This window comes from Sphingopyxis sp. KK2 (assembly GCF_001990265.1).
Classification (GTDB): domain Bacteria; phylum Pseudomonadota; class Alphaproteobacteria; order Sphingomonadales; family Sphingomonadaceae; genus Sphingopyxis.
On record NZ_LYVN01000014.1, the window covers coordinates 1 to 19,783 of the forward strand.

The 19,783-nt window shown below is 66.0% G+C and carries 18 protein-coding genes; 2 read left to right on the top strand and 16 right to left on the bottom strand.

The features are described from left to right. Together B1A78_RS03850 and B1A78_RS03855 are read right to left on the bottom strand one after the other, a co-directional pair. Positions 1-396, bottom strand: a 396-nt coding sequence (locus tag B1A78_RS03850; protein ID WP_144037675.1) for an MFS transporter, incomplete at its 3' end; no start/stop codon positions are given. A 1-nt stretch (position 397) separates the two neighbouring features. Beyond that, positions 398-1,180: an SDR family oxidoreductase gene (locus tag B1A78_RS03855; RefSeq protein WP_077145693.1), complete on the bottom strand. Its 783-nt coding sequence runs from the start codon at positions 1,178-1,180 to the stop codon at positions 398-400. A gap of 116 nt (positions 1,181-1,296) precedes the next feature. Between B1A78_RS03855 and B1A78_RS03860 the strand changes: the two genes are divergently transcribed. Beyond that, positions 1,297-1,950 (top strand): TetR family transcriptional regulator, encoded by a 654-nt coding sequence (locus tag B1A78_RS03860; protein ID WP_179101969.1) that lies wholly within the window; start codon positions 1,297-1,299, stop codon positions 1,948-1,950. Here the strand turns inward: B1A78_RS03860 and B1A78_RS03865 are convergent, their stop codons facing one another. The 7 genes from B1A78_RS03865 to B1A78_RS03895 form a co-directional block, all read right to left on the bottom strand. Then, on the bottom strand, positions 1,951-2,778 hold the full coding sequence (locus tag B1A78_RS03865; RefSeq protein ID WP_077145695.1) for a coniferyl-alcohol dehydrogenase: 828 nt from the start codon (positions 2,776-2,778) through the stop codon (positions 1,951-1,953). 22 nt (positions 2,779-2,800) lie between these two features. Beyond that, entirely contained in the window at positions 2,801-4,174 is a 1,374-nt protein-coding gene (locus B1A78_RS03870) for a phosphotransferase family protein (RefSeq protein WP_077145696.1), read from the bottom strand. Continuing rightward, on the bottom strand, positions 4,171-6,366 hold the full coding sequence (locus tag B1A78_RS03875; protein WP_077145697.1) for a CoA transferase: 2,196 nt from the start codon (positions 6,364-6,366) through the stop codon (positions 4,171-4,173). The genes B1A78_RS03870 and B1A78_RS03875 overlap by 4 nt, the downstream gene beginning before the upstream one ends. A 4-nt stretch (positions 6,367-6,370) precedes the next feature. Further along, on the bottom strand, positions 6,371-6,796 hold the full coding sequence (locus B1A78_RS03880) for a Zn-ribbon domain-containing OB-fold protein (protein ID WP_077145698.1): 426 nt from the start codon (positions 6,794-6,796) through the stop codon (positions 6,371-6,373). A gap of 5 nt (positions 6,797-6,801) precedes the next feature. Then, a complete protein-coding gene (locus B1A78_RS03885) occupies positions 6,802-8,019 on the bottom strand; it encodes a thiolase (protein WP_077145699.1) in 1,218 nt (405 codons plus the stop codon). Positions 8,020-8,087: 68 nt separating this feature from the next. Next, entirely contained in the window at positions 8,088-9,314 is a 1,227-nt protein-coding gene (locus tag B1A78_RS03890) for an alpha/beta fold hydrolase (RefSeq protein ID WP_077145700.1), read from the bottom strand. Further along, positions 9,311-10,006 (bottom strand): FadR/GntR family transcriptional regulator, encoded by a 696-nt coding sequence (locus B1A78_RS03895; RefSeq protein WP_179101970.1) that lies wholly within the window; start codon positions 10,004-10,006, stop codon positions 9,311-9,313. Before B1A78_RS03895 ends, B1A78_RS03890 begins: the two co-directional genes overlap by 4 nt. A 127-nt stretch (positions 10,007-10,133) precedes the next feature. Between B1A78_RS03895 and B1A78_RS03900 the strand changes: the two genes are divergently transcribed. Continuing rightward, positions 10,134-11,249 carry an amidohydrolase family protein gene (locus tag B1A78_RS03900; RefSeq protein WP_077145702.1) on the top strand — a complete coding sequence of 372 codons (1,116 nt, stop codon included), beginning with the start codon at positions 10,134-10,136 and terminating at the stop codon, positions 11,247-11,249. Positions 11,250-11,358: 109 nt separating this feature from the next. Here B1A78_RS03900 and B1A78_RS03905 read toward each other — a convergent pair whose 3' ends face one another. From B1A78_RS03905 to B1A78_RS03935, 7 genes are all read right to left on the bottom strand, one after another. After that, the gene (locus B1A78_RS03905) at positions 11,359-12,609 is read right to left on the bottom strand and encodes an MFS transporter (RefSeq protein WP_077145703.1); all 1,251 of its coding nucleotides are present in this window, start codon (positions 12,607-12,609) and stop codon (positions 11,359-11,361) included. A 101-nt stretch (positions 12,610-12,710) separates the two neighbouring features. Further along, the gene (locus B1A78_RS03910; RefSeq protein ID WP_077145704.1) at positions 12,711-15,125 is read right to left on the bottom strand and encodes a TonB-dependent receptor; all 2,415 of its coding nucleotides are present in this window, start codon (positions 15,123-15,125) and stop codon (positions 12,711-12,713) included. A 119-nt stretch (positions 15,126-15,244) separates the two neighbouring features. Then, a complete protein-coding gene (locus B1A78_RS03915; protein ID WP_077145705.1) occupies positions 15,245-16,264 on the bottom strand; it encodes a DUF2889 domain-containing protein in 1,020 nt (339 codons plus the stop codon). A gap of 10 nt (positions 16,265-16,274) precedes the next feature. Then, positions 16,275-17,069: an SDR family oxidoreductase gene (locus B1A78_RS03920; protein ID WP_077145706.1), complete on the bottom strand. Its 795-nt coding sequence runs from the start codon at positions 17,067-17,069 to the stop codon at positions 16,275-16,277. A gap of 24 nt (positions 17,070-17,093) precedes the next feature. Next, a complete protein-coding gene (locus tag B1A78_RS03925; RefSeq protein ID WP_077145707.1) occupies positions 17,094-17,888 on the bottom strand; it encodes an SDR family oxidoreductase in 795 nt (264 codons plus the stop codon). 1 nt (position 17,889) lies between these two features. Next, entirely contained in the window at positions 17,890-18,711 is an 822-nt protein-coding gene (locus tag B1A78_RS03930) for an SDR family NAD(P)-dependent oxidoreductase (protein WP_077145708.1), read from the bottom strand. Next, positions 18,708-19,781 carry a hypothetical protein gene (locus B1A78_RS03935; RefSeq protein WP_077145709.1) on the bottom strand — a complete coding sequence of 358 codons (1,074 nt, stop codon included), beginning with the start codon at positions 19,779-19,781 and terminating at the stop codon, positions 18,708-18,710. Before B1A78_RS03935 ends, B1A78_RS03930 begins: the two co-directional genes overlap by 4 nt. Positions 19,782-19,783 lie beyond the last annotated feature (2 nt).

Consider the following 19,783-nt stretch of genomic DNA (forward strand, 5'->3'; position numbering starts at 1 on the left):
CGCCATCGGCGCGCGCTCCTTGCCGGCGTTTTCGTGGACGAGGCCGATGCAGAGCGGCAGGATCGCGCCGGTAACGCCTTGCATCAGCCGGCCCGCGAGCAGCACCGGGAAGTTGGTCGAGAGCGCGCTGATCAGCGAACCCACCGCGCCGATGATGAGCACGACAACCAGCACCTGCCGGCGCCCGAACAGGTCGCCGAGACGCCCGACGATCGCGGCGATCGCGGCGCCGACGATCAGGTAACCCGTGATCAGCCAGCCGACCATCGCGGGGTTGCCGAAATCCTCGATCAGCTTCTTGAGCGCCGCGAGGATCATCGCGGTCTCGAAACTGCCGGTGACCTCGGCGATCCACAGCGCGCCGATGATCAGCGGGAGGTTACGACGATCGGTCACGCTAGCTCGCGACGGCCTTCGCGCCCTCAGGCACGCCAACCTGCGCGGCGCGGACCTCGATCAGGTCGACGCCGATATCGGCGGGCAGGCCGATGACCGACAGCAAGGCCTGCGCCATCGATTCGGGGGTCGCCCCCTCCCCCGTCATCGACGCGTGGCCGGTTTCGACGATCTTCTTGTAGAAGGCCGCCACCGTTTCCTGCGACCAGCTCTTGCCGCCCGAGCCGCCCTTGACCGACCCCGAACGCAGCACAGTGACGCGGATGTCGTCGCTGCGCAGTTCGTCGCGCAGACCATGGCAGAGCGTTTCGACCGCCGCCTTGGTCGCGGCGTAGAGCGCGAGCATCGGGAAGGGCATGTTCACCGACTCGCTGCTGATTGCGACGATCTGGCCCTTGGTGGCGCGCAAATGCGGAATCGCGGCGCGGACCAGCCACGAGACGCCGAGGATGTTGATGTCTATATGGCTGCGGATCATCTCGTCGCTGCCATTTTCGAAGGCGAAGGGATGGAAGATCGCAGCATTGGCGACGACGACGTCGATGCGGCCAAAATGCGCGACGGTCTGCGCGACGGCGGCGTTCACCGCCTCCGACGAGGCGACGTCGCAGGCGATCGGCAGCACCGCATCGCCGAACTCGGCGACGAGGCTGTCGAACTCTTCCGAGGCGCGCGCGAGGCAGGCGACCTTTACCCCCGCGGCAACGAGCGCGGCGACAAAATGCCGTCCCATGCCTTTCGATGCGCCGGTTACGACGGCGACCTTGCCGGCTAGCCTCTCCATCCCATTTCCCCTGATTTTCATGTTTCGGGCTTCATTTTTGACGATACGTCAATTTTTTGCCATATCGCAACCCCGCTGTTAGAATGGCGGCAAAATTTCGGGGCAGGATCACCTATTTGACGCAGACACAAGCCATCATCCCGGCGGACACCCCGCCCGAGCGCAAGCTGGGCGCGAAGGGGCAGCGGACGCGGCAGCAATTGATCGACGCGACGGTTGACCTGCTCGAAACGCACGGACTGCGCGACGTGTCGGTCGTCGACGTCGCACGCGCGGCGCAGACCTCGCCCGCGACCTTCTATGTCTATTTCAAGGGGGTGCCCGAGGTGGTGCTGGCGGCGCTCGAACATGCGAGCCAGACTTCGCCCGCGCTGGAAGAAATCGTCGCGCGCGACTGGCTGGCGCCCGGCGCGGAGCAGGCCGCCGCGGCGTTCGTCGAGGAATATACCGGCATCTGGAACCGCAACCGCACGATCTTCGTCGTGCGCAACCTCGCCGCCGAGGAAGGCGACACGCGCTTTTACGAGGCGCGGATGACGCAGGCGCGGCCGATGATGGACGCGATCAGCAAGCAGGTCGAGCGTGCGCAGGCGGCGGGGCGCACGCCCGCGCACCTGTCGCCGCGGTCGTGCGCCGGCACCGTGCTCATGATCCTCGAGCGCCTGTCGGCGATCGGACCGATGAGCAGCCATAGCGACGGCGTCGGTTACGACGATCTGAAGGCGGCGGCGGCGCATAGTATTGCGATGATGCTGGGAGCGCGGGGCTGATCAGGCGCCCGCCGCCTCGGCGATCATTTTCTGGATGTCGAGCACGCCCGTCGCGAGCCCGCCCGCAAGGCCGGCGTCGACCGGGAGGCACACCCCGCTGATGAAGCTCGCGGCGTCGCTGTTGAGCAGGATCAGCGGCAGCGCCTGTTCCTCGGCGGTCGAGTAACGGCCCTTCGCCTTGGCGAAGGCACCAAGTACCGCGTCGCCCGCGACCTTCCGGAACTCCCCAAGCATCGGGGTATCGATCGGGCTGGGCATGGTGCAGTTGATGCGGATGTCGCGGCCGATCAGGTCGGGCGCACGCACCTGCGTCCAGGTGTTGATCGCTTCCTTCGCGAGGCTGTAGGGATCGCCGACCTCTTCGGCGCGGTCGAGATACCATTGGCGCGCCGCGGCGAAATCCTCGATGGCGATGAATTCGCGCAACAGCGGCTGGCGCGTCAGCCATTTCATGCCGCCGAGCGACGAGACCGAGACGATCGCCGCGCCGGGGTTGAGGTGCGGGATCCATCCCTCGGTCCAGGCGCGGATGCCGAGGAAGTTGACCGTGACGACATCCTCGCCCGGGAAGGTCTGCGGCAGGCCCGAGACGTTGAACACGGCGTCGATCTTGCCACCGATGCTGGCGATGCCCGCGGCGATGGCATCGGGGTTCTTGAGATCGACCTCGGTGAAGCTCGCGAGATTGACCGGCGAAGGCTTGATGTCGGCGCCATGCACTTCGGCGCCGAGATCGACGAGCGCGCGCGCACAAGCCTCGCCGGTGCCCGAGAAGCAGCCCATGACGACGACGCGCTTGCCCTTATAGCCCAATATGTCCTTCGCCATGTCCCTCAACCTTTCGTGATGTTTATTGCAGCGGTGCGAATTTCGTGTCGGCCAGGCCGCCCATCGCGTCGGCCATCAGCGCCGCCTCGCGCGTTTCGTGGGCGTTGCAGAGGATGACCGCGGCATCGGTGGCGATGCGATCGCCGGCGACGGCGTCGCGGAAAGCGGTCCAGGCGGTGCGATAATCGGCGAATTGGAGCCCGAGCGTGGTTTCGATCTCCACCTTTTCGGCGGCGTGGAAACCGGGTTCGAAACGCTCGATCGCGCGCCACCATTTGATGAGGCGTGCCATGCCCTTAGCCTTCACCGCCGCCTGCTGGTCGGAGAGGCGCGGGACGATGGTGTCGCGGATGTCGTCGAGCGCGATCGCGAAGCTCTTGTCGTGTGCGCCGAGCGGGGCATCGGGCAGCGCGACGGGCGGCAAGGCGATGCCCGCGGCGTCGGCGAGCGCATGCGAGAGGACGCGGCGGTGGATCGTCGAATAGACGAGGTTCATACCGAGATTGGGCGGCGGCGGCGCGTCGGGATCGTCGTAGCGCGAGCGGCGCGCAAAGCTGGTCTGGAACAGCAGACGCCAGTAGATCAGGCGCTGCAGATCGACCTCGTACCCGCCGACCTCTTCGTAAGCGGCGAAGGCCTGCGGTAGCGGGACAAAGCCCTGGAACAGCATGCGGATCGCGAGCATCGCGAGGTCGGCCATCGGGTCGCCATAATGGACGAGTTCCCAGTCGAGCAGCGCGGTAACCCGGCCGCCTTCGTAGAGGAAATTGCCGGGGCCAGCGTCGCCATGGACGATGACGGGCGCGGGAATGTTTGCGGGAATATTGGCTTCGAGCCAGTCCAGCGACAGGTGGATGAGCGGATCCCAGCCCTTGCCGCTGTTGCTCGCGCGCAACTCGGCGATGCGGCGGCGGATGAAGGTTTCGGCGGGATCGACCGGGCCCATGCCTTCGACCGGGCTTGCCGCGACGTCGATGCGGTGGAGTGCGGCGAGCTGGCCCATGAAATCATTGGCGAGCGTGTCGCGCTGTGCGGTGTCGGTAAGGCCGCCGAAGCGGTCGTTGCCGGACACCATGCCGCAGACGAGCGCGCGCTGGTCGGGGACAGAGGCGTAGAAGGGCGCGACGCGGACGCCGGCGTGGGCGAGCGGACCCGAGAGGGCGCGGAGGACGGCGGCCTCGCGCAGGAACGCGGCATCGTCGCCCGCCCCGGCCTTGTGCACGTCGTAATTCATATAGGCGCTGGCGGCGCGGCCGTCGGGCCAGGACAGGTCGAGTTCGGCGCCCTCGCGCGACGCGCCGCCGCCGCCGCGGGGGCGCACCGCCGTAACACGTGCGCCGCTCGCGGTTTCGACTGCGGTAGCTAGCCCGTCGGGAAGGAGGTCGTGTGGGTTCATCCTACGATCTTGGCTTCGCGGAAGGCGGCGATCTCGGTGTCCGAATAGCCGATTTCGCGGAGGATTTCGTCGCTATGCTCGCCGACTGCGGGACAGCAGCGTTTGAAGACCACCGGGGTGTCGCCGAAATTCCAGAAGGCGCCGGGCTGCTCGACGATGCCGTAGAGCGGTTGCGACAGGACCGAGATCAGATTGAGTTCGCGGTTTCGCGGGTCGTCGAAGAAGCGGTGCATCGCATCCTCGAAATTGACCGCATCGGCCGGGACGCCGGCGGCTTCGAGGTCGGCGAGCAGGCCGGCGGCGGTGCGCGCTTTGGCCCCGGCCTCGAAATCCTCGCCGAGCAGTGTGGCCAGCGCGGCCTGTTGCTCGGGCTTGTGCGCAGCGACGGCGATCCATTTGCCATCGCCGCATTCGTAGATGCGGTGGTAGGGCGAGAAGCCGGTCTGGTCGCTCGTCAGATGATAAGTGTCGGTGAGGTCGCCATCGGCGCCGATAAGCCGCTCGCCCTGCGTGAAGGCGGCCATGCCGAGCAGCGAGGTCTGGGTCGTGTAGCCGCGGCCCGTCGTGCGCTTGGCATAGAGCGAGGCCATGAGTTCGACGAGACAGCTCTGCGCGGTGGACACGTCCATCGTGCCGGGGCGGTTGAAGACGGGGCGGTTGCCCTCGCCAGCATTTTCGAACTCCCAGCCGGCGATCGCGTTGAAGATCGAGTCATAGCCGGGCCAGTTCCCGCGCGCCCCGCGCTGGCCATAGGCGCTCGAATAGTTGAACGCGATATCGGGGTTATATTTGCGGATGCCCTCTTCGCTGAGGCCAAGCTTCGCGGCGCCCTTGAAGCGCATATTGTGGTGGACCAGCTCGGCCCATTTGAGGAGGCGTTCGAGGATCGGCTGCGCCTCGGGCCGCGTCAGGTCGAGCGCGAGGCTGCGCTTGCTGCGCGCGGCGGCCTGATAATAGCGATGCATGAAGCGGATGCGGTCGCCGGTCAGCGCCTCGACCTTGATGACGTTGGCGCCCATGTCGCCCATCATCGACGGCCCCATCGGCCCGGCGAGGAACATGCCGAGGTCGAGGACGCGTACACCTTCGAGGACTTCGACGGGGGCGGTGCTCGGCGCGGGTGCGGCTTTGACAGGCCATGGCGCATCCCCGCCTTCACCGAGGCGCGGAGCCGGGCGGCCCTGCGGCAGGTCGGCGTCGCTGTGGAAGGGCGTGTTCGGCTGGCGCGTCTGGCCGAGGTCGGGGTCGTCGACTTCGATCACGTAGCGGTTCGCCACGGCATCGTCGTGGCGCAGCACCTCGCCCATCGGAAAGGCGGGTTCGGCGGCGATGTCGGCGGCGCGGAGGTCGGCGAGCCAGTTCTCGAGCGGGCGGAGCTTGAAGGCGGCGGCCTGCCCGGCCTCGGTTTCGAGGTCGACCTCGGTCTCGGCCATGACGTCCCACATCGTCGGCATGGTGGCGTAATCGAACTGTCGCGTCGGATCCATGATCTGGAGCCAGTCGCCGCCCGCACACTGGAAGAGTTGCTGCGCGATCGGGCGCGGACCGAGCGGATAGGTCACCGGGTTGGGCATCGGGCCTTCGCTGTTGCGCGCCCAGACGAGGGGGAGCGTCGCGAGGAAGCCCTGGAAGATCGAGGTGTGCGCGGCACCGCCCTGCCCCGTCTGCAGCCGCATCACGAGCCGTGCGAGCAGCCCCGCGGCGGCGAGATGCGCGGCGGACCAGCTGCCCTGCCGGTAACGATAGGCGATGGGGCCGGCGCGGTGGCCGTCATTCTCGTACATCGCGCCGACGCGCGCGGCGACGAGCAGTTCGTCGTCGCTGCGTTCGACATCGGGATGGTTGGCGGGCGAACCGGTGATCGCAGTGACGACGAGATGCGGGTGGCGCACGGCGAGACTCGCATCGTCGAGACCCAGCGCCTTGGCGCGCGCCGGGGTGAACTGGTGGAGCAGAGCGTCGGCGCCCGCAAGGCGTTCGTCGAGCGCGGCCAGCCCCTCGGACGTGTCGAGATCGAGGGCGAGGCTCTTCTTGCCACGGTTCCAGTTCGCGAAAGGCGCAGTACCACGCGCGGGGTCGCCGTCCGGCCGCTCGACCTTCAGAACATCGGCGCCAAGTTCGGCCAGCATCAGCCCGGCGACCTGCACCGCCATGCCCTGCCCGATCTCGACAATACGAAGGTCGCCCAGCATCGCGTCAGGCCTTGAAGTTGGGGAGGACCCAGCCGTCCTGGATCGGGGTCCAGTCGACGCTGACCTTCATTCCGATATGGACGTCCTCGGCATCACAGCCCGACACGTTTGCATTCAGGCGCGTGCCCGGGGCGCCGTCGAGGTCGACGACGACGGGGACATAGACATAATCCTCGCCATTCTTCGGGTTCTTGTTGCAGATCGCATAGCTGAAGATCGTCGCGGTGCCGGGGAGCGTCGGCCACTCCTTGGCGCGGCTGCCGCATTCGGGGCAGATCGCGGTCGGCGGCATGCGGAAATGACCGCAGTCGCCGCACTGGCACGCGGTGAGCTTGCCCTCCTTCGCCGCCTGCCAGAAAGGCTCGGTATCGGGGTTGGTGGTGATGCGGATCTGGTCGCCGGGGAGCGCGCGGGCGGGGCCATAGGTCATGTCGGTCAGTCCTTGCGCAGGATGAGGCTGGAGACGGGGAGCGACGCCGGGCCGCCCGAAACGAGCGCGAATTCGGCATCCTTGACCTGGTTGATCGCGGTGCCGCGCACCTGTTCGACGCCCTCGACGATGTGGGTCATACCGATGATATAGGCTTCGTTGAGGTTGCCGCCGTGGGTATTCACCGGCACGCCGCCGTTCACACCCTTGCCCGTCGCAGGATCGTAGCGCAGCTTGCCCGACAGGACATAGTCATTGCCCTCGCCCTTCTCGCAGAAGCCATAATCCTCGAGCTGCATCAGCACCATCGGGCTGAAGTGATCGTAGATCAGCGCGACATCCATATCCTTCGCGGTCAGGCCCGATTGTGCCCAGACACGGTCGGCGGTGAATTTGTGGCCCGAGCTCGCGAAATAGGGATCGGGCATGCCCATCCACGCGAAGGCGCGGCCCCATTCGCGCTGGCCGCCATGCGCGGCGGCGTGGACGACCGCGGGCTTGTGGCGGCAGTCCTTCGCCCGGTCCATCGTCGTCGTGATGACCGCGACCGCGCCATCGGTTTCGAGGCAGAAGTCGAGACGACGCAGCGGATCGGCGAGCATCACCGAGGCGTCATATTGCTCCTTGGTCAGCGGGTCCTTGCGCACCGCCTTGGGCCGGTTGTGGGTGTTGGCGCGCGTCGCCATCACCACCTCGCCGAACGCGTCCTGCGTGGTGCCGTAGAGGTGCATGTGGCGGCGTGCGAGCACCGACATCAGGTGGCCGGGCCCGACGAGGCCCGAGGGTTGGAGGAAGCTGTTTTCGGGATTGGGCGCCGCGGCCCCGAACACGACGCCGAGGCGGTGCTGCGGCAATTGCTGCAGCGCCATCAGCGTCACGGTATAGGTGCAATCCTCGTTCATCAGCCCTGCGGTCGCGAGGCCGATCGCGCCGGGACAACCGCCGCCACCGCTGGTCAGGGTCGCCGACCAGCTGATGTGCGGCATGCCCAATGTTTCCATCAGGCTGGCGGTGTCGAACTTGTCGAGATAGCCCGCGCCCGCGGTCGAATAATAGGAGAAGCCATCGATCTGCTTGTGGCTGATCCCCGCGTCGGCGCAGGCGTTCATGATCGCCTCGGCCGCCATGTCGTTGATCGTGCGCGGCCAGCTTTTGCCCCGCACATAATAATCGGTCGCCCCGATCCCCACGATCGCGCATTTGTCCTGATTGACCCAGGCCATCCGCCTCTCCTCCGATTCTAGTTATATAACTAGGTTGGATATGATGCTGGCGGCTGCTTGTCCAGTCGTCAAGCGAAATGGAGTTTGCGATATTTGCCGCGGAAGTAGAGCAAGGGGTCGCGGCGCGGTTCGAAAATCGCCTTCAGCACCCGCCCGACCAAGATGAAATGGTCGCCGCCGTCGTGCACCGCATCGCGCGAACATTCGAAGCTGGAGAGCGATCCGGTGAGCACCGGCGTACCATATTCGCCGATCTCCCACGGGGTGACGCCGAAGCGATCCTCATTCTTGCCCGCGAAGCGATTCGAGGTCGGCTGCTGGCCGATCTGGAGCACATTGACCGCGAACCGTTCGGCGTCGCGCAGATAAGGCGCGCTGCCGGCATTGTTCGCGATGCACACGAGCAGCAGCGGCGGATCGAGCGAGACCGAGGTGAAGCTGTTCGCGGTGAGCCCGATCGGGGTGCCGTCGGGGCAGATCGCGGTAACGACGGTGACCCCGGTCGCGAAGCAGCCGAGCGCGTCGCGGAAAGTCCGCGCGTCACTGCCGGTCCGAAACTCGGGCGAGCCGCGCGGGGCGCGGCGTTCGAGGAAGTCGATCAGATAGCCGCCAAGCGCGTCGGCGCGGTCGTCGGTGACGACGAGCGCACTGTTCTCGACCTCGACCAGTTCGCCGTCGGGGAGCTGCGCGACGAAGGCGGCGGCATCGTCCTTCGACACCAGCTCGCTGATCGCGCCGCGCACATAGAGCGTGGGCAGCGCGATCTTGGCGGCGACGCCGTCGAGACGATCGGCCATCGCCGAGGTGTCGAGCGTGTCGAACAGGCGCACGTCCCACTGCGCCTGACCCGGCGCGAGCGTCGCGGCCTCGCGAATGCGTTCGCCGACGCGCTTCGCGAGCGCCGGGTCGACCTGCACCGGCGAATCGACGAGGACGAGCCCCGAGGCGAGCACCGCGGCGTCGCGTTCGAGCGCGGCGCTGGCGATCCAGCCGCCGAGGGTCGAAGCGACGACGACGGGGCGCGTGCCCATCTGCGCCAGCACGGCGCGCAAATCCTCGACCAGCGCCTCGAAATCGTACCGCGCATCCTCGGGCCATTCACTGCCGCCATGGCCGCGCAGGTCGAGGCTGATGACGCGGCGTCCGGCCTGTTCGAGCGCGTTGGCGACGCCCGACCAGACCGCACGGGTCTGGCCCGCGCCATGTACGAGCAGCACCGCCGGGTCGTTCTCCGCACCGATCACCTCGGCTTCGAGCCGGACGCCCGCGAAACCCCGATATTCGACGATGCTCATGCCTGCTTCTTCTCCTCTGCGGTGCCGAGGTTCAGCCACGCGTCGAATTGATCCGACCGCCGCCGCATCATCAACCGCGCGATGTCGGCATCGCCGTCGATGATCGCCTGGCACAGGCTGTGCTGCATCGCGCGGGTGCGTGCGCGCCGGTCGGGATCGGCGTAGAGGTCGCTACCTCGTTCGTCGAGGCCAAAGCTGTAACCGATTTCGAGGATCAGCTCGACGACCGGATTGCCGCTCATGCCCGAGATCAGCCGCGCCATCAGCAGTTCGGCGGCGATCAGGTCGCGCGGGGTGTCGCGCGCGTCGATCGTGGCGACAAAGGCTTGCAGTGCCTCGACATCGGCCGGGCTGCGGTGCAGCGCGGCGGCGACCGCCGCCTCTTCGGAGACCGGGCGCGTGACCTGGATAACATGCGCGAGGTTCGCGCCTCTCATCCGCAGGAAGCGCGCCAGCGACTGGATCGCGTCGCGCGCGTCGGGGCGTTCGGCATAATAGCCGCCCTGCGCGCCGCGGCGGATGCTGATGAGGCGGTCGCGCTCGACGAGTTTCGCGGCCTGGCGCAACGTCGGGCGGCTGACCCCGAAGCGCGCGAGCAGATCGTCCTCGGCACCGAGGTGCGTACCGGGATCGGCGGCGAGGCTGAGGTTCGCGAGGTTCCGCGCTGTGCGAGTGGCAAGGGTTTCGTTCACGATGGCCATAACAGGTATCTGTTTAAGCCTCTCATGGCGTCATGTCTAGCCGATCCGGCGCTTGACTTATATAACTAGGTATCTTTTAATCACACCAAGACCGATAGCGAGTCGAGAGGAGACTGCCATGAAACCCTTTGTGTTCAGCGCCGACAGCCACATCATGGAACCGTCGGACATCTTCCTCGACGGCCTGCCCGCTTCGCTCAAGGATCATGCGATCCATGCGCGGATGGAGGGCGAATATCTGGTCACCGGGACCAAGGACAAGATCATCTATCGCCTGCGCGTCGGGCAGCATCGCGAGAAGCAGCTCGGCGATGCGCAGCGCCGCGGCATCCGCGAGATCGCGGGGCGGCTCGAGGATATGGAGTTGGAAGGGATCGACAGCGAAATCTGTTTCCCGTCGCTCGGGCTGTGGCTGTACTGCCTCGACAGCCCCGATGCCGAGGCGGCGTCGGCGCGGCTGTACAACGACTGGAACGACAGCTTTCTGGGCGGGCATCCGAACCGCTTCGTGCGCTGCGGCATGCTGCCGGTGCTCGACTTCTCGAACACGCTCGCCGAGCTCGATTACCTCGCGTCGAAGGGCATCATCGCGGCGATGCTGCCAGCGGTGACGCCGCCGGGGCTGCCGAAATACAACAACGCGACCTGGGACCCAATCTTCGCCAAGGGCGCGGCGCTCGGGATCGTGTTCGTGATGCACACGGGCACCGGCCTCGAAAGCGTGATCGTCGAGCGCGGGCCGGGCGCCGGCATCATCAACTACACCAACCAGATGAACGACGCGCAGCACAGCGCGATGTACCTGACCGCCGGCGGCGTGCTCGACCGCAATCCCGGCGCGAAGGTCGCGTTCATCGAGAGCGGCGCCAGCTGGCTCGTCGCGCTCGCCGAGCGCATGGACGAGGTGTCGGTCGCGCACGCGAATTTCGTATTTCCCAAGCTCTCGCGATCGCCGAGCCAGATCGTCGACGACCAGATCTGGGCGAGTTTCCAGCACGACCGCGCGTGCATCGCGTCGGCCGCTGCCGGGCTCCCCGGAGCGAAGAATGTCATGTGGGGGTCCGATTATCCGCACGCCGAGGGCACCTTCCCGATCAGCCGCCGCATCGTTGACGAACTGTTCGAGGGCATGGAAGTCAGCGACGAGGTGCGGCGAAACATATTGGGGCTGAACGCCGCACGGCTCTTCGGGCTGGAGCCCAAGGTCGCTACCAGCGAGAGGGTGGCGGCGTAGAGCCTCCCCCCCATTCATTCCGTCATTGCGAGCGAAGCGAAGCAATCCAGAGCGGTTTACGCCACTCTGGATTGCTTCGCTTCACTCGCAATGACGAACATTTGAACGATTACTCCGCCAGTGGCCTCGCCGTCCGCCCCGCCATGATCGCGGCGATCCCGCCGACCAGCAGGCAGCAGGACAATATCGCCAGCGACGGTTGCAGCGACAGCTCGCCATAGCCCGGCGTGAAGGCCTTGCTGAGATAGCCGGCGACGGTGCCGCCCAGCCCGACGCCCGCGAGCCCGATGAACATGTTGATCGTCGCCGACATCATCGCACGCATCTGCACGGGCACCTGCGCGAAGCAGAGCGCGATGATGGGGCCCAGGTGCAGCGTCATCATGAACTTCACAACCACGAAGCAGGCGAGCGCGATATAGGCATTGCCCGCGAGCGCGAAGCCGACGCCGAAGGGAAAGCTGACGAGCAGACCGATGCCGGCGAACCAGCCGTTGAAGCCCGGCTTGGCCTGGCCGTACCGATCGCTGACCCAGCCCGCGACGAGATTGCCGATGACGAGCCCCGCCGCCATCGCGCCGCCGAGCCAGAAGCCGGTTTCGGCCTTGTCCATGCCGTGGACGCGCTGGAAGAAGGAGGCACCCCACAGGATGAAGGCGAAGCCGGTGAGCGGGACCATGCAGAGCAACAATCCGACCCAGCGCAGCGAGGTGCTCGCCGCCATGGTGCGCAACACTTCGCCTAGGCTGGTTTGCGGCGGCGCCACCGGCTCGACGACGCCGCGGCGGCGCGGTTCGGCGGCAAGGAGATAGACGAGCAGGCCGACCGCAATGCCGGGCAGGCCGACGATGATGAACACCGTGCGCCAGTCATACCATTGCGACAGCCAGCCGGCGAGCGCGAGCCCGCCCGACAGACCGACGGCGTTCGCGGCGAGCATCACCGAGATGATCGTCGTGCGGCGGTCCTTGGGGAAGATGTCGGTGAGCAAGGACATGCCCGCCGGCCCTGCCCCCGCCTCGGCCGCCGCGAGGCCGATGCGCGCGAGCAGCATCTGGACGAAATTATGCGCAAAGGCCGAAAGCGCAGTCGCGGCGCTCCAGATCGAGACGCACACCGCGATGACGAGTCGACGGTCGCCACGATCGGCATAGCGCGCGATCGGAAAGGCGGCGAGCGCGTAAAAAGCGGCAAAGGCGATGCCGGTGAGCAGCCCGAGTTGGCCGTCGTCGAGCCCAAGCTCGACCTTGATGTCATCCTGGAAGAGGGTGAAAACCTGGCGATCGACGTAGGACAGGATCGCAACGATGATGAGCAGCGTGAGCGTCAGGCCACGGCGGCTCGAAATTTCCGAAGACATGATTTTCCTTTCGCGGGGGGACGAAGGTCTCGAAGCCAAAAAAAGAGGGAGGTCCGGCAAGCCGTCCCTCCCCCAATGCTCCTAGGAGCGCCCTGTGGTCCTCAGAATTTGAATGTGCCGGTCACGCCGTAGCTGCGCGGTTCGTTGTAGGACGTACCGACATAGATGTTGCTCAGCAAAAGCGTGTATTGCTGTTCCTGGTCGTTGGTCAGGTTCTTGCCCCACAGCGCCAGTTCGAAATTGCGTTCGGGACCGAAGCTGACCGCGACGCGGGCGTTGAGCAGGCCGAGCGAGCCCGAATTGCGCACCGCGGCGAGCTGGTCGGCTTGCGCCTGGGTCAAGCCCAGACCGCCGATCCCGGTCGAAGTGTAAAGCGCGACGGGAATGTCGATCTGCGGCATCTCACCCTGCCAGGCGTAGACGACGTTCGCATCGAGCCCGACACTGCCCAGATCCTTCTTGAAGTTGGCGCCGATCGAAAACTGCTTCTCGACAATGCCGGCGAAGCTGTAGTCGCTCTTGTCGACGTCGACGATGACCTGGCTGCCGAACGCGCCCGACACGCCCTTGCCCGCATATTTGGTATATTTGGGATCGGTCAGCGCGCCATTTGCGAAGATCGTGAAGCCGTCGACGACTTCGATCGAGCCGTCGACCTCGACCCCCCAGGTTTCGGTATCGGCATTTTCGATCACCGTCTGGCTGAGACCGTTCGGCGCGAGCACGGGGCTGCGCTGTGCGCCCTTCACCTTGTTGTGATAGCCGGCGATGTTGAACGTGCCGCGACCGTCGAGGAAGGTCGTCTTGATGCCGATTTCCTGCTCGTGGACGATTTCGGGCTGCGCCGGGATCGAGTCCGCCAGCGTCAGCGTGCGAAGCTGGAGCGCGCCCGAACGATAGCCCTTGCTGTGCTTGGCATAGATCAGGATGTCTTCGGTCACGTCATAATCGGCGCCGATGGTGTAAGACAGATTCTTGAAGGTCGCGTCGTTCGAGCGCAGGCACGGGATCGGCGTGGCAATCGGGCTGCAACGCACGAAGGTGTCGGTATTGTTCGACACGTCGCCCGACTGGGTGGTCACCCCCTTGTCGTCGATCGAATAACGCAGACCGCCGGTGATGTTGAACGCGTCGGTCAACTTGTAGTTCAGCTGCGTATACATGCCATAGCTGTTGTTATCGATCGACCCGCTGAAGTTCGACCAGTTCGTCGTCCCGACGAACTGCGGCGGCACCGTCGGACCGGCGGTGAAGGTCGCGCCGAACAGGTTCGAGCGCGACTGGTCAAAGCCGGTTTCGCGGAAATAGGTCAGGCCCGCAGCGAAATTCAGACGGTCGTCAAAGCCGGTGCCGGTAACCTGCAATTCGGACGAATATTGCTTCAGATCCTGCGTGCCTTCGGTGAAGTGCGCGGCAAAGCTCGAGCCGTCGAGATCGACGAGATTCTCGCTCTGGACGCCGCGATAGCCGTTGATGAAACGCACCTGGCCAAAGCTGGTGTCGAGGATGAACTTCGCGCTGTAGGTCTGGGTCCGCGTGTCGTTGAAGATACCGCGCGGGTCGGCGCCGACGACCGCACCGGGCAGCGTGATCGACACGCGGTTCTCATTGCCCTCATATTGCGCACGGTCGGTAGCGGCGATGCCGTCGACGATCGGCTTGGCCGCACCGAAGTTCGGCGGCGCGTTGAAAAAGAGGTTCTGGCGCGCCGGACCGTCGATGAAGGTATCATACCATTCGCCCGACAGGATCAGCTCGAAGGTGTCGGTCGGTTTCCAACCCAGCTTGACGCGGCCGTTCCAGGTTTCGCGGCCCTCATATTTGCGGCCGTTGTCGACGTCGGTCTTGTAGCCGTCGCGCTTCTGATAATAGAGCGCGCCGCGGATCGCGAGTTCGTCGGTAAAGCCAAGGTTGATCGCACCCTGGAAGGTGCGCTCGTCGAAGCGGCCATAGGTGCCGCTGAACTTGCCCGAATATTCGCCGTAGCGCGGATTGGCTGTCTGGATCAGCACCGCGCCCGCCGAGGTATTGCGGCCGAACAGCGTGCCCTGCGGCCCCTTGAGTACCTGGACGCTTTCGATGTCGACCAGCTCGGTGTTGAGGCCATAGGCGCGCGCGACATAAAGTTCGTCGAGATAGGTGCCGACCGACGGTTCGAGCGTCGCGAGATTGTCGTTCTGGATCTGGCCGCGCATCGACAGCAGCAGCGCGGTCGGGTTGTTGCCGGCGCCGCGGATGTTGAAGCCGGGGGTGAAGGTCGCGATTTCATCGACCTTGTTGATGCCCTGTTCGGTCAGCTTCTCACCGCTGAAGGCCGTGATCGCGATAGGCGTTTCCTGGATGTTGGCGTCCTGCTTGGTGACGCCGATGACGACGATCGCGTCATCGTCATATTCGCTTTCGTCGGCAGGTGCGGCGGCGCTCTGCGCATAAGCCGGGACCGACGACAGCGCCATTGCCGCCATCGAGGCGGCGACAAGAAAGCGGGCCGAATCGCGCTTTTGCTTGAAAATCATGGTCAAGATCCTCCCCGCGAGGCTTCCTGGCGTCCTCGCTTGGCCAGTTATATAACTAAGTCTAACACGTCAGACAAGTGGATTGCATAAATTTGTCGCGAAACGCTACGGAAACGGTGTCAGGCGTGGTTTTTCGGCAACATCGCTGCAAGTGCCGGAACATCTGCGAGCGCGCGCAACACGTCGTTGAGGTGCGTGCAGCCGATCGTGCCGACCAACGTGTCGAGCACGGCCTGGCGAAATTCTCCGACATTCTGCCCGACCATGCGTGCCGCCTTCATCGATGCGCCGGGGCATTCGCGGAACGGCAGGATGAGCGGCAGCGCCTGCAGCGCCAACAACGCACCGCTCGCCTCGTCGATCTCGGCATAGACGCGATATTCGTGGATCGCGGTGCGGCTGCCTTGCGGATTGGGACCGCTATCCTGAAACCCCGCATCGACCTTCAGCACGCCTTCCGCCCGCCACAGGTCGATGCGACGCGACCGCCGCGCCATCGGGCGCCCTTCCTGTACCGGCAGATCGTGCCAGCCGATCGGGTCGTCGGGATGGACGAGCGGGCCGACTTCGGTCGTCGACTGGTCTTTATGGTCGACTTCGCCATCGCCGGACAGCGAGCTGCCGCCTTCGGTGAAGCCGGTGCAGATATTGACCATGCGCCCCTTGCTGCCCGCCCCCAGTCTCTCGCGGTTCGCACGCATCCGCTGGTGCCAGTCGGGTACCCAGCGCGACCAGACCCACCCCGCGACAAGGCTGGCACCCGCAAAATCGTCGAGCACCTGGAACAAGGGCGTCCCGCGCAGGTCGCCGAGCGTCGCCGCCAGCGCCTGCCGGCTCGCCCCCCCTGCCCGCACCCCGACCATCTCCCGCGCGCGCGCATGGAGCGGCGCGACCTCGATCTCGATGATCTCGCGCGCTGGCGAGGTGCGGATCCGGAATTCGCCGCTGTCGAGAACGACGGGCGCGCCCTCGAACGGCGTGAGCAGGTCGCGCGCGCGGCCGGTCATGATCCAGGGCTGGCCGAAACCGTCGGGCCAGTCCGAATCGATCGAACTGGTCCGGCGGATCGAGCCCGGGCGGCGGAGCGGTGCTGGCCCCGCCGACTGGCGCGCGAAGGGGAATTGCTGGGGTGCGTTCAAATCATCGATCCTATTTGGGGGGCATGCGGATCGCGCCGTCGAGGCGGAGCGTCTGGCCGTTGAAATAGCCGTTGCGCGCGAGTTCGAGCACGAGCGACCCGAACTCGTGCGGATGGCCGAGGCGTTTAGGGAAAGGCACCGATGCGGCGAGCCCTTCGAAGATCGCGGGCGCCTTGTCCTTCACCGCGAGCATCGGCGGCGTCGCAAAGATGCCCGGCATGATCGAATTGACGCGGATGCCGAGATCCATCAGGTCGCGCGCCATCGGCAGCACGAGGCCGTTCACCCCGGCCTTGAGCGAGCCGTAACCGACCTGCCCGATCTGCGCGTCCTGCGCCGCCGCCGAAGCGGTGAGCACGATCGCCCCGCGCTCGCCATCCTCGTTGAGCGGATCGGCATTCGCCATGCCGAGCGCCGCGAGCGACGCGAGGCGATAGCTCGCGATCAAAATGCCCTGCGCCGAAAAGGCATAATCCTCGGTCGCGTAGCGGACATAGCCGCCGGTCGTCTTGTCGAAGCGCACCGTCTTGCCGCCCTTCGAGATTTGCGCGCAATGGACGAGGATGCGTTCCTGGCCGTGCGCGGCGCGGGCGGCTTCATAACCGGCGACGACGCTGTCCTCGCTGGTGATGTCGACCTTGCAGAATACCCCGCCGATCGCGTCGGCGACCGCCTTGCCGCCCTCTTCGTTGACGTCGAAGATCGCGACCTTGACGCCTTCGCTCGCCAGCGCCTCGGCGCTAGCGCGGCCGAGGCCCGAGGCGCCGCCCGTCACCACCGCCGCAATGTCATTTCCCAATTTCATGTCATATCCTTTGATTGCTAATCGTTACTGCAGAACTTCGAGATTGCCACCATCGATCACGAGCACCTGCCCCGTGATGAACCCCGCGCGGTCGGAGCAGAGGAAGGCGGCGGCCGCCGCCATATCCTCGGGCGTGCCCATGCGCGGGACCGGATAGGCGGCGGTGCGTTCGGCGATATGCTCGTCATAGGTCTGGCCCTGCGCCTCGGCGATCTTGGTGAACACCTCCTTGAACTGCGGCGTCGCGATCGCGCCGGTGCCGAGGGTGTTGACGGTGATCCCCATCGGGCCGAGTTCGGCCGAGATCGTTTTCGAGAGCGCGAGCGCCCCGACGCGGTAGGTGTTCTGCGCCGCGCGCGCGAGCTTGCGGTGCGGCGCCTTCACCGAATTGGTGCCGATGGTGAGGATGCGGCCCCAACCCCGCTCTTGCATATGCGGGATCACCGCCTGCACCGCCCAGCGGAAGGCCATGACATTGTTCGTATTCGCCGCCGCGAACGTGTCGTCGTCGACCTCGAGGAAGCTGCCCTTGGGTCCGGAATCGACATTGAAGATCAGGATATCGGGCGGTGCAAAGGCGTCGGTCGCGGCTTGCACCGCCTTGGCGATACCCTCCTTGCTCGTGCAGTCCGCGGAAATACCGATGGCAACGCCGCCCGCCGCCTGCACTTCGGCGACTGCGGCGTCGATTGTGGACTGGGTACGCGCGGCGATGACGGTCCTGCAGGCCTCGCGCGCGAATTCATGCGCACAGCCGAGACCGATGCCCTTCGAGCCGCCGAAGACGAGCGCGACTTTGCCCTTGATCCCGAGGTCCATGTCAGGGCGCCTTTCCGTGCTGGAGCTTGAGCCGGTCCTGCAAAATATCGTTGCGCCCCGGCGAGGCGGCGACGGTCGAGCCGCCGTCCATCTTGATCGTCGTGCCGGTGATATAATCCGAGCGCGCGGAGGCGAGGAACAAGGCGGCGTGCGCGATATCCGCCGGCGTCCCCGCGCGGCCGACGGGGACCGTCGCGCCATAAGCCGCAAGCCCCTCGTCGCCGAGCACCGCCTTGGCGCGGTCGCTGGCGACAAGGCCGGGGTTGATCGCGTTGACGGTGATGCCTTCGCCGACGACATCGCCCGCCGCAGCGCGGATGAAGGCGTCGAGCGCCGCCTTCGCCATGCCATAGGCGGTCATGTTGGGCACGACATTGAAGGTGCCGTTGATCGAGCCGATCGCAATGAAACGCCCACCGTCGCGCGCCTCGGCCAGATGCGGGCGCGCGGCGTCGAGCAGCCACCAGGCCGCCTTGGCGATGCTCGCAAAACCAGCCTCCAGCCGCTCGTCGTCGACATGGCCGAGCCCGCCGTGCGGGATGTCGGCGGCGGCATGGACGATAATATCGACTCCGCCGAACGCCTCGACCGCCGCTGCGATGAGCGCGCGGCAGTCGGCGTGTTTCGCGATGTCGGCGGCGAAACATTCGGCGATGCCGCCGGCCTTCTCGATCCCGGCCTTCACATCCTCGGCATAGGAGATCGTGCGTGCGCCGAGCATGACCTCGGCGCCGGCTGCGGCGAAGGCCTCGGCGATGCCGCGCCCGACCCCCTTGCCGCCGCCGGTGACGATCACCGATTTTCCGGCGAAGCTCTCGCTCATGCGCTTTCTCCTCTAGCAGTGGTCCTGCCGAACTGACGCGGCGGGAACAGCGGAATGTCCATCTGGGTCAGCACGCCGGGCGGCGCGGCATGGACGAAGGGGATCGCGTTGACCGCGATCGTCGGCGTCGCCGACGTGCCGCGCGGGCGGTGGAGTTCCTCGCTGACCTCGGGCGCACCCTCGACGAAAATCTTGTGCGTGACCCCCGCGCCGGTCGCCAGCGCAGGACGCTCCCAATCGGGAGCGGCAGCATGGTGGAGCCGCAATATCTTTTCGTAGCGGATCATCGGCCGACCGAGGCAGTGCGCGGTGACACGCCAGCGCGTCGCGGCGGTGCGCCCCGCCTGCACCTCACCGAAGGCCGCCGTATCGATCGGATAGTCGACCGCGATCGAATCCCAATGCTGTTCGATGCCATCCACCGCGAGGCCGAGGAAGTCGGCGATGCCGCGCAGCGTCGCGATATGCCAGGACGCGCCGACCTGGCTGGTGAACATCGGCGGCTGGGTCGCGGGATCGCCGTTGAAGCCGTACATCAGCAGCGAGTCGGTGCCGCCATAGCCCTGCACATCGGACATCTCGACGATGCGCACGCCGTCGAGCCGCGCGATCGTCGAGAGGATCGCGAACAGCTGTTGCCCGAAGGCGAAACCCGGTTCCTCGCCGGTGAGCAGGAAGCTCGCCCCGCCGCGTTCGCACGCCGCCATGATCGGCGCGACATGGCGCGGGTCGCCATGTGCGGGATATTGGAGGTCGAAATGCGAGATACTGACGACGTCGGTCCCGGCTTCGAGGAAGGGCAGGATTTCGGCGGTCGCCTCTTCGTCGCGGCCGACCGTGCTGGCGAAATAGACGAGGCAGTCGGCACCGAGCGCGAGCAGTTCGGCGCTGTCCGAGGTCGCGATAACCCCGGTCGGCCCGGTCCCTGCTATGTCGCCCGCGTCGCGGCCGCGTTTGTCCGCGCCAGAGACATGGAGGCCGACGAGTTCCAGCGCCGGATCGCCGATGATCTGAAGCAATCCCTGCTTGCCGAGATAGCCCATGCCCCAGGCGATGACGCGGATCGCCATGG